The sequence below is a fragment of the Streptomyces sp. WZ-12 genome, assembly GCF_028898845.1.
GTDB lineage: Bacteria > Actinomycetota > Actinomycetes > Streptomycetales > Streptomycetaceae > Streptomyces.
Window position 1 is genome coordinate 5,072,702 of record NZ_CP118574.1, and the last position, 13,263, is coordinate 5,085,964.

15 protein-coding genes and 4 tRNA genes are annotated in these 13,263 nt (G+C 70.3%); 14 read left to right on the forward strand and 5 right to left on the reverse strand.

Annotated features, from left to right (window positions below):
* Position 1: 1 nt before the first annotated feature.
* Positions 2-490, reverse strand: coding sequence for a YajQ family cyclic di-GMP-binding protein (locus PV796_RS21940; RefSeq protein WP_274915042.1), 489 nt, complete (start codon positions 488-490; stop codon positions 2-4).
* Between the two features lie 189 nt (positions 491-679).
* Here PV796_RS21940 and PV796_RS21945 point away from each other — a divergent pair.
* Positions 680-761, forward strand: a tRNA-Tyr gene (locus PV796_RS21945).
* A 416-nt stretch (positions 762-1,177) separates the two neighbouring features.
* Here the strand turns inward: PV796_RS21945 and PV796_RS21950 are convergent.
* Positions 1,178-1,840: an SDR family oxidoreductase gene (locus PV796_RS21950; protein WP_274915043.1), complete on the reverse strand. Its 663-nt coding sequence runs from the start codon at positions 1,838-1,840 to the stop codon at positions 1,178-1,180.
* 71 nt (positions 1,841-1,911) lie between these two features.
* Complete coding sequence (locus tag PV796_RS21955; protein WP_274915044.1) at positions 1,912-3,165, reverse strand: amidohydrolase family protein; 1,254 nt, start codon at positions 3,163-3,165, stop codon at positions 1,912-1,914.
* A 182-nt stretch (positions 3,166-3,347) separates the two neighbouring features.
* Between PV796_RS21955 and PV796_RS21960 the strand changes: the two genes are divergently transcribed.
* From PV796_RS21960 to PV796_RS21985, 6 genes are all read left to right on the forward strand, one after another.
* Positions 3,348-3,420, forward strand: a tRNA-Thr gene (locus tag PV796_RS21960).
* A 47-nt stretch (positions 3,421-3,467) separates the two neighbouring features.
* Positions 3,468-3,540 (forward strand) — tRNA-Met (locus PV796_RS21965).
* Between the two features lie 88 nt (positions 3,541-3,628).
* Positions 3,629-3,793, forward strand: a complete 165-nt coding sequence (rpmG, locus tag PV796_RS21970; RefSeq protein ID WP_006604855.1) for a 50S ribosomal protein L33 — start codon at positions 3,629-3,631, stop codon at positions 3,791-3,793.
* An 85-nt stretch (positions 3,794-3,878) separates the two neighbouring features.
* A complete protein-coding gene (locus PV796_RS21975) occupies positions 3,879-4,334 on the forward strand; it encodes a MaoC family dehydratase N-terminal domain-containing protein (protein WP_274915047.1) in 456 nt (151 codons plus the stop codon).
* A 1-nt stretch (position 4,335) separates the two neighbouring features.
* Entirely contained in the window at positions 4,336-4,770 is a 435-nt protein-coding gene (locus PV796_RS21980; RefSeq protein ID WP_274915049.1) for a MaoC family dehydratase, read from the forward strand.
* Positions 4,771-4,828: 58 nt separating this feature from the next.
* A complete protein-coding gene (locus tag PV796_RS21985; protein WP_274915050.1) occupies positions 4,829-5,893 on the forward strand; it encodes a UDP-N-acetylmuramate dehydrogenase in 1,065 nt (354 codons plus the stop codon).
* A gap of 27 nt (positions 5,894-5,920) precedes the next feature.
* Here PV796_RS21985 and PV796_RS21990 read toward each other — a convergent pair whose 3' ends face one another.
* Both PV796_RS21990 and PV796_RS21995 read right to left on the reverse strand, forming a co-directional pair.
* Positions 5,921-6,949 carry an adenosine deaminase gene (locus PV796_RS21990; protein WP_274915052.1) on the reverse strand — a complete coding sequence of 343 codons (1,029 nt, stop codon included), beginning with the start codon at positions 6,947-6,949 and terminating at the stop codon, positions 5,921-5,923.
* Positions 6,950-7,083: 134 nt separating this feature from the next.
* Positions 7,084-8,319 carry a pyridoxal phosphate-dependent aminotransferase gene (locus PV796_RS21995; RefSeq protein WP_274915054.1) on the reverse strand — a complete coding sequence of 412 codons (1,236 nt, stop codon included), beginning with the start codon at positions 8,317-8,319 and terminating at the stop codon, positions 7,084-7,086.
* 182 nt (positions 8,320-8,501) lie between these two features.
* Between PV796_RS21995 and PV796_RS22000 the strand changes: the two genes are divergently transcribed.
* The 7 genes from PV796_RS22000 to rplJ all read left to right on the forward strand — a co-directional run bounded on the left by PV796_RS22000 (position 8,502) and on the right by rplJ (position 13,251).
* Positions 8,502-8,574: transfer RNA gene (locus PV796_RS22000), tRNA-Trp, on the forward strand.
* Positions 8,575-8,681: 107 nt separating this feature from the next.
* Positions 8,682-8,978, forward strand: a complete 297-nt coding sequence (secE, locus tag PV796_RS22005; RefSeq protein WP_274915056.1) for a preprotein translocase subunit SecE — start codon at positions 8,682-8,684, stop codon at positions 8,976-8,978.
* 71 nt (positions 8,979-9,049) lie between these two features.
* Positions 9,050-9,934: a transcription termination/antitermination protein NusG gene (gene nusG, locus PV796_RS22010; protein WP_274915058.1), complete on the forward strand. Its 885-nt coding sequence runs from the start codon at positions 9,050-9,052 to the stop codon at positions 9,932-9,934.
* Positions 9,935-10,099: 165 nt separating this feature from the next.
* Positions 10,100-10,534, forward strand: coding sequence for a 50S ribosomal protein L11 (gene rplK / locus PV796_RS22015; protein WP_016571043.1), 435 nt, complete (start codon positions 10,100-10,102; stop codon positions 10,532-10,534).
* A gap of 82 nt (positions 10,535-10,616) precedes the next feature.
* Positions 10,617-11,333 carry a 50S ribosomal protein L1 gene (gene rplA / locus PV796_RS22020; protein WP_274915059.1) on the forward strand — a complete coding sequence of 239 codons (717 nt, stop codon included), beginning with the start codon at positions 10,617-10,619 and terminating at the stop codon, positions 11,331-11,333.
* 213 nt (positions 11,334-11,546) lie between these two features.
* A complete protein-coding gene (locus PV796_RS22025) occupies positions 11,547-12,359 on the forward strand; it encodes a hypothetical protein (RefSeq protein ID WP_274919175.1) in 813 nt (270 codons plus the stop codon).
* Between the two features lie 361 nt (positions 12,360-12,720).
* Entirely contained in the window at positions 12,721-13,251 is a 531-nt protein-coding gene (gene rplJ / locus PV796_RS22030; protein WP_274915060.1) for a 50S ribosomal protein L10, read from the forward strand.
* Positions 13,252-13,263: the final 12 nt, after the last annotated feature.

Consider the following 13,263-nt stretch of genomic DNA (forward strand, 5'->3'; position numbering starts at 1 on the left):
ATCAGCGGTAGTTGACGAACTGGATCGCGAAGTCCAGGTCCTTGCCGCGCAGTAGCTGCTGCACCGTCTGGAGGTCGTCCCGGCTCTTGGAGCTGACCCGCAGCTCGTCGCCCTGCACCTGCGCCTTGACGCCCTTCGGCCCCTCATCGCGGATGATCTTGGCGACCTTCTTCGCGTTCTCCTGCGAGATGCCCTCCTGCATCGAGGCGGAGATCTTGTACTCCTTGCCCGATGCCTGCGGCTCGCCGGTTTCCAGGGCCTTCAGCGAGATCCCGCGCTTGACCAGCTTGGACTGGAAGATGTCCAGCACGGCCTTCACGCGCTCCTCGGCGTTGGCCCGCATCTCGATCTTCTCGCCCGACCACTGGATCGACGCGTCCACGCCCTTGAAGTCGTAGCGCTGCGAGATCTCCTTGGCGGCCTGGTTGAGGGCGTTGTCGACCTCCTGCCGCTCGACCTTCGAGACGATGTCGAAACTGGAGTCGGCCATCGTGAGTTGGCTCCTCGTACGTAGATCCATCAGAGATGCGGCCCTTCCCGGGCCGCCCGCCAAGCCTAGTCACCCGGCCAAGATCCGGCGCCCGGGAAGCGAGTGGCAAAGCACCCCCTGTCATCGGGTATGGTTTACGTCGTTGCCAAGGAGCGCCGCCCCACAGCGGGACTCCACGCAACACAACCCGGCGGTGTGCCCGAGCGGCCAAAGGGAGCAGACTGTAAATCTGCCGGCTTCGCCTTCCCAGGTTCGAATCCTGGCGCCGCCACAGCCTAGAAAAAGCCCCCGGATCGTAGAGATGCGATCCGGGGGTTTCTTCGTGTTGCCGATCGATGCGGCCGTGGAGCCGCCCGCCGCTCCGGCGCGACGCCCTGGCCCTTTAGGTGTCGCGGGGCCGCGGCGGGTGAATTTTCCGGGCGGCCCGGGGCTCATGTCCCGGGCGTGTCCCCGGTGGCCGGCGGGGCGCTGGACGTCCCCGTGACCGGTCCCTTCGCCCTGAAGGCGAGCGCCGGATGCCCCCCCCTGCTGGCCTGGCGCGCAACCGCCCCGGAGCGCGGGCCCGCGCGGGCGTCACGGCGCCGCTGAGCGCCGTGCGTCGCCGGCGAGCCCCGGCGCGGCCCGCCGGCCGTCCGAGGGCGGCAGGCGCGCGCTCAGGGCGCCCCGGCGGGCCCGCCGCCGGACGCCTCAGTGCGACGCCACGTTCTGCACCGCGTCCGCCACCGGCACGTCCCCGCCGATCAGTTCCAACGTCCGCCCGATGGTGCCCACTTCGTCCAGCAGCGCCACCAGGACGGCCGCCACGTCGTCCCGCGACACCGCCCCGCGCCCGGTCGCGTCGGCCAGCGTCACCTGGCCGGCGCCCGGGTCGTCGGTGAGCCGGCCGGGCCGCAGGATCGTCCAGTCCAGCCCGCCGCGGGCCCGGACGTCGGCGTCCGCGGCGCCCTTGGCCCGCAGATAGGCCGCGAAGACCGGGTCGGTGCCCTCTGGGGGCTCCCGGTCCGCGCCCATCGCCGAGACGACCACGAAGCGCCGCACCCCGGCCGCCTCGGCCGCGTCCGCGAACAGCGTTGCCGCACCGCGGTCCACGGTGTCCTTGCGCGCGGCGCCGCTGCCCGGCCCGGCGCCCGCCGCGAAGACGGCCGCGTCCGCGCCCTCCAGATGCCGGGCGACATCGGCCACCGACGCCGACTCCAGGTCGCAGACCACCGGTTCGGCGCCCGCGGCCAGCAGATCGCCGGCCTGTTCCGGCCGCCGGACGATCCCCGCGACCTCGTCCCCGCGCGCGTGCAGCAACCGCTCCAGCCGCAGCGCGATCTGACCATGTCCACCTGCGATGACAATGCGCATGCTGCCGACCGTACGCCGAACCGCCCCGGCACACCCGAGGACCGGCCGGTGCGGCGGCCCCGGGGCCGGTCCTAGCGCTGCGACTGGCGCGGCAACTCCAGCGCCACGTCCACCGAATCGCAGTACTCGCGCACCGCGCTGGTGCGCGCCACCACGCGCCCCCGGTGCACCACGATCCGGCTGTACGCCAGCGAGAGCACCCCCGCGATCCGCTCCCCGCGCACCGCGAGCAACTCCGCCGGAAAACCCGCCTCGACGCGGACCTCGGGCAGCCCCAGCGTCTCCCGCGCCGCCGAACTCACCGTCTCGTAGGCCGCCTCCGGCGTCGCCTCGCCCAACGAGGCCAGCAGGTAAGCGGCTTCCAACGGGTCGCCCCGCCCCACCGGGTTGGCCGCGTCCCGCAACGCCCCGCTGCCGGCCGCCACCCGCACCCCGGCCGCCCGCAGCAGCCGCACCGGCGCCGGCCGCGACACCCGGGTGCCGTTCCGCTCCAGACCGGTGCAGTCGCCCTGCGGCAGGCAGACGACGGCGACGTCGGCGGCCGCCAACTGCTCCGCCACCCGCGCCGCCACGCTGCGCGGCATCCGCGCCATCCCGGCGCACGGCCCGATCGCCACCCCCGGCCGCAGCCCGCCGCACATCGCCGCGAACCGCGCCAGTCGCGCCGGATCGTCACCATCGGTGTGCAGGTCCACCGGGCAGCCGTGCTCACCGGCCACCTCCAGGACGGACTCCACGTACCCGGCCGGATCGGGGTCCAGGTCCGGGCACCCGCCGATGACCGTGGCGCCCATGTCGACCGCGTCCCGCAGCATCGCCAGCCCGTTGGCGCCGGCCACCCCGGTCAGCACCCGGGGCACCGCCACCGCCGCCAGGTCCGCCAGCCCGCGCAGCGTCCGCCGCGCCTGGAGCACCGCCGCCAGCGCCCGCAGCCCCTGGACGCCGCCGATCCGCACGTGGCTGCGCGAGGCGGTCGCCCCGTGCCCGAGCTGCAACAGCGCCGCCTCGGTGGTGCGGCGTTGGACGTCCTCGGCGGAGTCGGAGGCGGGCCCGTCGGCGTCCGCGGTCAGCGCGGTGTCGCAGTGCGCGTGCGGCTCGGCGGGGGCCGGGAGCAGCAGATAGCCGGCGAGGTCCACCCGGGCGCCCTGCGGGGCGAGGCTGCCGGCGGTGCCGACCGCCTCGATCCGTCCGCCGCCGAGCCGGACGTCCACGGTGCGGCCGTCGGCGAGCCGGGCGCCGCACAGGACCAGCGCGCCGGAATCCGGCCGGGCGTACCGGCCGGCGCCCCCGGGCTTCCCCGGCTGCGGCGAACTGCTGTCGGACATCGCGCTCCTAGAAGCCCCGGGCGTGCAAGATCACGCAGCGTGGGTCCGAGCCTAGGGTGCGCCCCGGAGAGCTTCGCGCAGGCGCGAAATAGTCGTACCAGCGTGGTGCGCGGGGCTGTTGGGGCGCGATGCGGATCTGGATTTCACGTTTGGCGGCGGGCCGTGTAATGTCTTCATCGCTCGCCCCAATAGCTCAGTCGGCAGAGCGTCTCCATGGTAAGGAGAAGGTCAACGGTTCGATTCCGTTTTGGGGCTCTGATGTGTGAGGGACCCCGTCCTCGGACGGGTAACTCTCGCATCACAGCGGTGTAGCTCAGTCGGTAGAGCAAGCGGCTCATAATCGCTGTGTCACCGGTTCAAGTCCGGTCACCGCTACTAACAGTAGCCGATTGTGGGGTCGGTCCTCCGGTCGGCTACTCTTCTATGCGTTCGTTCATCTATCCGTTCGTCAAGGAGCACTCACGTGGCTGCCACCGACGTCCGCCCGAAGATCACGCTGGCCTGCGTGGAGTGCAAGGAGCGGAACTACATCACCAAGAAGAACCGGCGTAACGACCCGGACCGTCTTGAGATGAAGAAGCACTGCCCCCGCTGCAACTCGCACACTGCGCACCGCGAGACGCGATAACTCAGGCTCGTCTGTGAGGCCGTCCCCATTCTCTGGGGGCGGCCTCGCGGCATTGGCACCATCAGTCCAGGGAGGTTGCGAGCCCATGGCGCTCGACCAGTCATTCGTCGGACGCACATACCCGCCCACCGACCCGTACGAGGTCGGCCGGGAAAAGATCCGCGAATTCGCCGAGGCGATCGGGGACCCCAACCCCGCCTACACGGACGCCGAAGCCGCCAAGGCGCTCGGCCACTCCGATGTGATCGCGCCGCCGACTTTCGTGTTCGCCATCACATTCAAGGCCGCCGGATTCGTCATCGCCGACCCGCAACTCGGCCTGGACTACAGCCGCGTGGTCCACGGCGACCAGAAATTCGCCTACCGGCGTCCGGTGCGCGCCGGTGACCGGCTGACCGTGACCTCCACCATCGAGGCCATCAAGACCATGGCCGGCAACGAGGTCATCGACATCCGTGGCGAGGTGCGCGACGAGGCCGGCGAGCACGTTGTGACCGCATTCACCAAACTCGTTGCCCGGCCCGCTGAGGAGGCGGCCTGAGATGACCGCGCAGATCGCCTACGACGACGTCGAGGTCGGCACCGCACTGCCCGCGCAGAACTTCCCGGTGACCCGCGCCACCCTCGTCCAATACGCCGGTGCCTCCGGGGACTTCAACCCGATCCACTGGAACGAGAAATTCGCCAAGGAGGTCGGGCTGCCGGACGTCATCGCGCACGGCATGTTCACCATGGCCTCGGCGGTCCGGGTGGTCACCGACTGGGTCGGCGACCCGGGCGCGGTCGCCGAGTACGGCGTGCGCTTCACCAAGCCGGTCGTGGTGCCCAACGACGAGACCGGCGCGCTGATCGAGGTCACCGGCACCGTTGCGGCCAAGCTGGACGACGCGGAGCGCACGGTCCGGGTCGACCTGATCGCCAGGAGCGCCGGCCAGAAGGTGCTGGGCATGTCCCGCGCCGTGGTCAGGCTCGCCTGAGGCAGCCGGACGGGACGGCCGGCCCGGCATCGCCGGGCCGCCCCGTACCCTTGGCTGGGTGCAGGAACGTCACGTAGCAGACAACGCCCCCCTCGCCCCGCTGACCACCTTCCGCCTCGGTGGTCCCGCGAACCGGCTCGTCACGGCCACCACCGACGACGAGGTGACCGCCGCCGTCCGCGAAGCCGACGAGGCCGGCACCCCGCTGCTGATCATCGGCGGCGGCAGCAACCTCGTCATCGGCGACAAGGGCTTCGACGGCACCGCCCTGCGCATCGCCACCTGCGGCTTCGCCCTCGACGGCACGTCCCTGGAGCTCGCCGCCGGCGAGAACTGGTCCGACGCCGTCGCCCGCACCGTCGAGGCCCAACTGGCCGGCGTCGAGTGCCTGGCCGGCATCCCCGGCTCGGCCGGCGCCACCCCGGTCCAGAACGTCGGCGCCTACGGGCAGGACGTCTCCGAGACCCTCACCGAGGTCGTCGCCTACGACCGCCGCACCGGTGAGACGGTCACCCTCACCAACGAGGAGTGCGGCTTCTCGTACCGCCACAGCCGCTTCAAGCAGCACCCCGAGCGGTTCGTCGTGCTGCGGGTGCGGCTCGCCCTGGAGGACGCCGGCGGCCTCTCCGCGCCCCTGCGCTACGACCAGACGGCCCGCGCGCTCGGCGTCGGCGTCGGGGAGCGGGTGCCGCTCGCGGTCGCCCGCAAGACCGTCCTGGCGCTGCGGGCCGGCAAGGGCATGGTGCTGGACGCCGACGACCACGACACCTGGTCCGCCGGCTCCTTCTTCACCAACCCGGTCCTCACCGAGGCCGAGCACGCCGAGCTCGTCCGCCGGGTCCACGACCGCCTCGGCCCGGACGCCGCCCCGCCCGCCTTCCCCGACGGCGACGGCCGGGTGAAGACCTCCGCGGCCTGGCTCATCGACCGGGCCGGCTTCACCAAGGGCTACGGAAGCGGCCCGGCCCGGATCTCCACCAAGCACACCCTCGCCCTCACCAACCGCGGCGGGGCCACCACCGAGGACCTGCTCGCCCTCGCCCGCGAGGTCCGCGACGGCGTCCGGGACGCCTTCGGGGTCACCCTCGTCAACGAGCCGGTGACGGTCGGCGTCAGCCTCTGAGGGACCGCGGACGGCCGCACCGGCCCGCTACGGCGCCGGCGCGGCCAACCACGCGTCCACATCCGCCAGCACCGCCCGCCGCACCTCCTGCGGCGCCCGGGAGGCCCGTACGGACTGCCGGGCCAGCTCCGCCAGTTCGGCGTCGGTGAACCCGTGCGAGGCGCGGGCGATCTCGTACTGGGCCGCCAACCGGGAGCCGAACAGCAGCGGGTCGTCGGCGCCCAGCGCCATCGGCACGCCCGCTTCGTAGAACGTCCGCAGCGGCACGTCCTCCGGCTTGCCGTAGACGCCCAGCGCCACGTTGGAGGCCGGGCACACCTCGCAGGTCACCCCGCGGGACGCCAGCCGGCGCAGCAGCACCGGGTCCTCCGCGGCCCGCACCCCGTGCCCGATCCGGGACGCGTGCAGGTCGTCCAGGCAGTCCCGGACGCTCGCCGGCCCGGCCAGCTCCCCGCCGTGCGGTGCCGAGAGCAACCCGCCGTCCCGGGCGATGGCGAAGGCCCGGTCGAAGTCCCGCGCGAGGCCCCGGCGTTCGTCGTTGGAGAGCCCGAAGCCGACCACGCCGCGGTCGGCGTAGCGCACCGCGAGCCGGGCCAGGGTGCGGGCGTCCAACGGGTGCTTCATCCGGTTCGCCGCCACCAGGACGCGGATCGCCAGCCCGGTGTCCCGGGACGCCCGGTCCACCGCGTCCAGGATGACCTCCAGCGCCGGGATCAGGCCGCCCAGCCGCGGCGCGTACGAGGTCGGGTCGACCTGGATCTCCAGCCAGCGCGAACCGTCCCGGACGTCCTCCTCCGCGGCCTCCCGCACCAGCCGCTGGATGTCCTCGGGGGAGCGCAGGCACGACCGGGCGATGTCGTAGAGCCGCTGGAAGCGGAACCAACCGCGCTCGTCGGTGGCGCTCAGCCGGGGCGGCCGCCCGCTGGTGAGCGCGTCCGGCAGGTGGACGCCGTACTTGTCGGCGAGGTCCAGCAGGGTCGCCGGGCGCATCGAGCCGGTGAAGTGCAGGTGCAGATGGGCCTTCGGCAGTTGACGCAGATCACGAACACGCTCCATCCGCAGATACTGCCGCACCTCGCGCCGGCGGCATAGGCCCCGCCCCGAACGAAGGGACCCCCGCAAGGGTGTGCGGGGCCGGGCGACGCCCGACCCCGCACCCGCCGATGGCGCGAAATGCCCTACGGCACCGGCTACTTGGCCTCCGCCAGCAGCTTCTGGATCCGGGAGACGCCCTCGACCAAGTCCTCGTCGCCCAGCGCGTAGGACAGTCGCAGGTAGCCGGGGGTGCCGAACGCCTCACCCGGGACGACGGCGACCTCCGCCTCCTCCAGGATCAGCCCGGCCAACTCGACGCTGGTCTGCGGGCGCTTGCCGCGGATCTCCTTGCCCAACAGCCCCTTCACCGACGGGTACGCGTAGAACGCGCCCTCCGGCTCCGGGCAGAGCACGCCCTCGATCTCGTTGAGCATCCGCACGATGGTCCGCCGGCGCCGGTCGAAGGCCACCTTCATCTCCTCGACGGCCGCCAGGTCGCCGCTGACCGCCGCGATGGCCGCGGCCTGCGCCACGTTGGAGACGTTGGAGGTGGCGTGCGACTGGAGGTTGGTGGCCGCTTTGATGACGTCCTTGGGGCCGATCGCCCAGCCCACCCGCCAGCCGGTCATCGCGTACGTCTTCGCCACGCCGTTGACGACGATGCACTTGTCGCGCAGCTCCGGCACGACCACCGGCAGCGACGAGAACTCCGCGTCGCCGTAGACCAGGTGCTCGTAGATCTCGTCGGTCAGCACCCACAGGCCGTGCTCGGCGGCCCAGCGACCGATCGCCTCGACCTGCTCGCGGGGGTAGACCGCGCCGGTGGGGTTCGACGGCGAGACGAAGAGCACCACCTTGGTGCGCTCGGTGCGGGCCGCCTCCAACTGCTCGACGCTCACCCGGTACCCGGTGGTCTCGTCGGCGACGACGTCGACCGGCACGCCGCCCGCCAGCCGGATCGACTCCGGGTAGGTGGTCCAGTACGGCGCCGGGACGATGACCTCGTCACCCGGGTCCAGGATCGCGGCGAACGCCTCGTAGATGGCCTGCTTGCCGCCGTTGGTCACCAGGACGTTCGCGGCCTCGATCTCGTAGCCGGAGTCGCGCCGGGTCTTCTCGACGATCGCGTTCTTCAGCTCGGGCAGACCGCCCGCCGGGGTGTAGCGGTGGAACTTCGGGTTGCGGCAGGCCTCCACCGCCGCCTCGACGATGTAGCCGGGCGTGGGGAAGTCGGGCTCTCCGGCGCCGAAGCCGATCACCGGGCGCCCGGCGGCCTTGAGGGCCTTGGCCTTGGCGTCCACGGCGAGGGTGGCGGACTCGGAGATCGAACCGACCCGGACGGAGACCCGGCGGTCGGAGGGGGACGATGCGGAGGGAGTTGCAGCGCTCATAGAGGCATCGTCGCAGACCTCCAGGAGGCCCGGTACACGGGTTTGCGGGGCCGGTGCGCGAGGTTCCTGTTCGACGCCCGGCCGCGAACCACGTACACTCGCTGACCGTTGGCTCCCACCGGGTCGCCGCGGCGCACGACGTAGAGCAGTCGCCCGCATGCGGTAGGTTGGGGGAACCACAAAGGGTCGTAGCTCAATTGGTAGAGCACTGGTCTCCAAAACCAGCGGTTGGGGGTTCAAGTCCCTCCGGCCCTGCTACACGCACCACATCACCGAGTGCGTGCACGCGTACGTACGAAATGCACCGCCGTGCGGCCGGGCCGAGCGCGGCGCGGCCACGACCCGGATTCAGGTGAGGACGAGTGACGGACGCCCTGGGCTCCATCGACATGCCTGAGCGCGGTCGCTCCGAGGCCGATACCCCGGAATCCCAGAAGAAGCCCCGCCGCGGCGGCAAGCGCGGCAAGAAGGGGCCCTTCGCGCGCCTCGCGCTTTTCTACCGCCAGGTCATCGCGGAGCTCCGCAAGGTCGTCTGGCCCACGCGCAGTCAGCTCTCGTCGTACACCACCGTGGTGATCGTCTTCGTGGCCATCATCATTGGTCTCGTAACCGTGATTGACTTGGGAATCAACCGAGTCGTCGGGTACGTCTTCGGCTGATCCCGCGGGGGTGCCTTCCGCGGGCGGCCCTTCGCACGTTCAACCCCTTGAAGCAAGGAAGAAGCAGCCACGTGTCTGACCCGAACCTGAACGACGCCGCCAAGCCCGTCGCGGCCGCAGAGGCCGAGGTTGACGAGGCCGTCTCGGCCGAGGTCGAGGGGGACGCTGCGGCCATCGCTGACGAAGAGGGCGCCGCGGACGTCGTCGCCGACGCCGACGACGTCGACGAGCTGGACGCCGAGGACGCCGCCGCCGGCGAGCCCGCCGAGGTGGACGCCGTGCACGTCGAGGACGAGGAGGCCGTCGAGGCTTCCGAGGACGCGGAGGAGCAGGAGCCGGTCGACCCGGTGGCCGCCCTCCGTGACGAGCTGCGCGGACTCCCCGGCGAGTGGTACGTCATCCACACCTACGCGGGCTACGAGAACCGCGTGAAGACCAACCTCGAACAGCGCGCCGTCTCGCTGAACGTCGAGGACTACATCTTCCAGGCCGAGGTGCCGCAGGAAGAGGTCGTGCAGATCAAGAACGGTGACCGCCGCACCGTCCGTCAGAACAAACTGCCGGGTTACGTCCTGGTGCGCATGGACCTGACGAACGAGTCCTGGGGCGTGGTGCGCAACACCCCCGGTGTCACCGGCTTCGTCGGCAACGCCTACGACCCGTACCCGCTGACCCTGGACGAGATCGTCAAGATGCTCGCCCCGGAGGCCGAGGAGAAGGCCGCCAAGGAGGCCGCCGCGGCCGAGGGCAAGCCGGCGCCGTCCCGCAAGGTCGAGGTCCAGGTCCTGGACTTCGAGGTGGGCGACTCCGTCACCGTCACCGACGGTCCGTTCGCGACCCTCCAGGCGACGATCAACGAGATCAACGCCGACTCGAAGAAGGTCAAGGGCCTGGTCGAGATCTTCGGCCGCGAGACCCCGGTCGAGCTCAGCTTCGACCAGATCCAGAAGAACTAGGTTCTTCCGGACCCATAGCCACCGACCAGGTCAGACCGGCGCTTAGCCGGTCTGACCTGCGCGGTTTTTGGCCGCAGGACGGTACCCGTTATCGTTGTGCGGTATGCCTCCATCCGGATGACCCGGATCGGGGCGAACCACCTCTCACTAGGACCCGGAGAGAGCATGCCTCCCAAGAAGAAGAAGGTCACGGGGCTGATCAAGCTCCAGATCCAGGCTGGTGCCGCCAACCCGGCCCCGCCGGTCGGCCCCGCGCTGGGTCAGCACGGCGTCAACATCATGGAGTTCTGCAAGGCCTACAACGCCGCGACCGAGTCGCAGCGTGGCATGGTCGTGCCGGTGGAGATCACGGTCTACGAAGACCGTTCCTTCACCTTCGTCACCAAGACCCCGCCGGCCGCGAAGCTGATCCTGAAGGCCGCGGGCGTGGAGAAGGGCTCCGGCGAGCCGCACAAGACCAAGGTCGCCAAGATCACCGAGGCGCAGGTCCGCGAGATCGCCACCACCAAGATGCCCGACCTGAACGCCAACGACCTGGACGCCGCGTCGAAGATCATCGCCGGCACCGCCCGCTCCATGGGCATCACGGTCGAGGGCTGAACCCCAGCCCCTAACGGCACCTCCGTGGAAGGGCCAGGCGCTGGTCCGTACCACGACTCCACCCACTGCATCAGGAGCAGAAGTGAAGCGCAGCAAGACTCTTCGCAACGCGGACGCGAAGATCGACCGGGAGCGGCTGTACGCCCCGCTTGAGGCCGTCCGTCTCGCCAAGGACACCGCGTCCGTCAAGTTCGACTCGACCGTCGAGGTCGCCATGCGTCTGGGCGTTGACCCGCGCAAGGCCGACCAGATGGTCCGTGGCACCGTGAACCTCCCGCACGGCACCGGTAAGACCGCCCGGGTCCTGGTCTTCGCGACCGGTGACCGTGCTGCGGCCGCGGAGGCCGCCGGCGCCGACATCGTCGGCTCGGACGAACTGATCGACGAGGTCTCCAAGGGCCGCCTGGACTTCGACGCCGTCGTCGCCACTCCGGACCTCATGGGCAAGGTCGGCCGCCTCGGCCGCGTGCTCGGTCCCCGTGGTCTGATGCCGAACCCGAAGACCGGCACCGTCACCCCGGATGTCGCCAAGGCTGTCACCGACATCAAGGGCGGCAAGATCGAGTTCCGCGTGGACAAGCACGCGAACCTCCACTTCATCATCGGCAAGGTGTCCTTCGACGACACCAAGCTGGTGGAGAACTACGCCGCGGCGCTGGAGGAGATCACCCGTCTGAAGCCGTCCGCCGCCAAGGGCCGCTACATCAAGAAGGCGACGGTCTCCACCACCATGGGCCCCGGCGTCCCGGTGGACCCCAACCGCACCCGCAACCTCCTCGTCGAGGACGAGGCCATCTGATCCTCGCGATCGATGCCCCGTAGCGCGTGACGCTTGCCGTCAGGCCCCGCTTTCCGTACGGAGAGCGGGGCCTGACGCGTTCATAACAGGGTTGCCGTGTGTGCTGTCAGTGGCCTGCACTACAGTCCCCTGCGAGGTCCATAAAGGAATTCAAAGGGGGAGCCTCAAGTGCGCAGCACGCGTATAGCCGCCGCCGTCGCGGCGGGAGTTGTCATGATGGCCGGTCTGACCGCCTGTAACGGCGGCGGCGACAAGGGCAACGGAACCGGCGGCAGCGCCAGCGGTGGCAGCAACGACGCTTCGGGGGCGAAGTCTCCGCTGGAGGCCGCGCTGGCCTCGCTGAAGACGGTCTCGCAGCAGACGAACGGCAAGAATTCCGCCAAGGTCGAGGGCACCACCAAGAACGGCACGATGTCCACGACCATGAAGGGCGCGATGGACTGGTCGTCCGGCATGCACATGTCGGTGGACATCACCCAGGCCGGCGGCCCGATGGGCGGCTCCGGCAAGCCCGCGAAGGCCCTGTACACGCCGGACGCGATGTACATGAACATGGGCATGCCCATGGGCGGCAAGAGCTGGGTCAAGTACGACTACGACGTCTTGGCCAAGAAGCTGGGCGCGGCCGGTGCCCTGATGAAGGACATGATGAACAACAACAACCCGGGCCGGTCGGTGGATCTGCTGATCGCCTCGGGCAAGGTCAAGCAGGTCGGCAAGGAGGACGTCCGCGGCGTCCAGGCGACCCACTACAACGGCACGCTCTCGGTGAGCGAGCTGACCCGCATGCAGACGAAGAACGTCAGCGAGGCGGACCTGAAGGCCCTGGAGCGGCAGCTCCAGCAGATGGGTGCCACGACCGAGACCATCGACCTCTGGGTCAGCTCGGACAACCTGCTGGTCAAGAAGCGCGAGCAGATGGACAGCAAGACGTCGCCGTACGACTCGACGGTCTACTACTCCGACTACGGCACCAAGGTCTCGGTGACGCCGCCGCCGGCGAGCGACACCACGGAGGTCAAGTAAGCCCGAAATTCGGTGAGTTGAGCCCGGGGGAGTCCGGGCTCGACGCCCGCATCCGGCGTCGGCCGGGCGGGGCCCGGGGCGTGTCCCCGATGCCCCGTCCAGCCGATTTGCTCTTGCGCGGGCCGTTCCCGTACGGTGTCCCGGAAGCCAAAGACCGCTGGTTGTCTCCGCGTGTCCGTACCCGGGCGCGTGGTGGCCGAAGGATCCGCTAGCTGCGGACGGCCCGCGCAGGTTGTGAATGGGAACTCCCAGGCAGTCTTCTGTCCGGTCGAGAATCGCCCCGTGCGCGCCTGCGCCGGGGCGTTTGCTTTGCCCAGCCCCTTCTGCGCGGTCCTCATCACCCGGAAGGAGGCCGAGGCTCATGGCGAACCCCGAGAAGGTCGCAGCCGTCGAGGAGATCACGGAGAAGTTCCGTAGCTCCAATGGCGCTGTTGTGACCGCGTACACCGGGCTCACCGTTGCGCAGATCAAGAACCTGCGCCGTTCGCTCGGTGACAACGCTCAGTACCGTGTGGTGAAGAACACGCTGACCAAGATCGCGGCCAAGGAGGCCGGGATCTCTGCGCTGGACGAGCACCTCAGTGGCTCGACGGCCGTCGCCTTCGTGACCGGTGACCCGGTCGAGGCGGCGAAGGGTCTTCGTGACTTCGCCAAGGAGAACCAGAACCTCGTCATCAAGGGCGGCGTCCTTGACGGCAAGGCGCTCTCCGCCGACGAGATCAAGAAGCTTGCGGACCTTGAGTCCCGCGAGGTTCTGCTCAGCAAGCTGGCCGGTGCCTTCAAGGCGAAGCAGTCCCAGGCTGCCTCCGTCTTCCAGGCGCTGCCGTCGAAGCTCGTCCGCACCGTGGACGCGCTGCGCGCCAAGCAGGCCGAGCAGGGCGGTGCCGAGTAATTCGGCTCGCTA